Origin of the sequence: Mangrovivirga halotolerans (assembly GCF_026241165.1) — a bacterium.
Classification (GTDB): Bacteria; Bacteroidota; Bacteroidia; order Cytophagales; family Cyclobacteriaceae; genus Mangrovivirga; species Mangrovivirga halotolerans.
Genome location: NZ_JAPFQN010000034.1, coordinates 1 through 831, shown reverse-complemented (window position 1 = coordinate 831; position 831 = coordinate 1). Strand labels below are relative to the sequence as shown.

Genomic DNA, 831 nt, shown 5'->3' with positions numbered 1-831 from the left:
TAAAATGCTTAAAGTTTTTAAACCGATTGATATCGCCAAGCTCGACCAATAACTGCACCGTCGTTAACGGTCCGATACCCGGTATCTTCCGCAATAACTTCGCATTGGTTTTATAACGATGATGTCGCTGCAACTTCCTTACTGAGATCGACACTTTTAGAAAATGACGATAAATAAAATGAAACTGATCCAGCAAGTAGTCCAGGGTCTGACGAGCCTGAATGCTGGGCAACTCCACTTGCCTGAGCCACTCCAAAAATGCCTTACTCCAATACGGATTATCATATTCTGCTGGAATCTTTACTCCTGAATAAATAAACTTATCTTTTATCCGGTTTTTGATCCGAACCAGGTCACCCCAAAGCTTCTTTCGATAGCGAAAAAGTTGTCGATGCCCCTGAAGCTCAGTGTCTGGTATATGAATACCGCGTAGCATCCCTGCCCGAAGTGCTTTGGCAATTTTGCGACTATCAACCGGATCAGTCTTTCCCGTTGATTCCTTGTTGGTAGTTGGAATGTCTGCCGGATTCACCACCAGGCAATCATACCCATAGCTGATCAGCTCATGGGCAATCCAGAAACCAAACTTACTGGCTTCATACGCACAGATAACCAGAGCCTCCTTAAAATGAGTCTCCAAATAACTTTTTAAGGCTTCTGGTGTGGGTGGCTGACTGAAAGTCCGGTGGTGAATTGAACCTGTGAAGATACTTACACTCCATTGACGCTTGTGAACATCAATTCCAATGAATAACTTTAATCCTGTTCCCATGGTGTTTTTCGTTTGGTTTACCCTTATTTTACGGGTTCGGATTATATCATGGGAACTAT

Annotated in this window: 1 protein-coding gene; it reads right to left on the bottom strand. The window is 43.2% G+C overall.

Translation table 11 applies throughout. The annotated features are described in order from the left end of the window. Positions 1-772 (bottom strand): IS110 family RNA-guided transposase (locus OO013_RS20345; protein ID WP_266058923.1); only part of this gene is annotated, 772 nt, incomplete at its 3' end. Between the last annotated feature and the right edge of the window lie 59 nt (positions 773-831).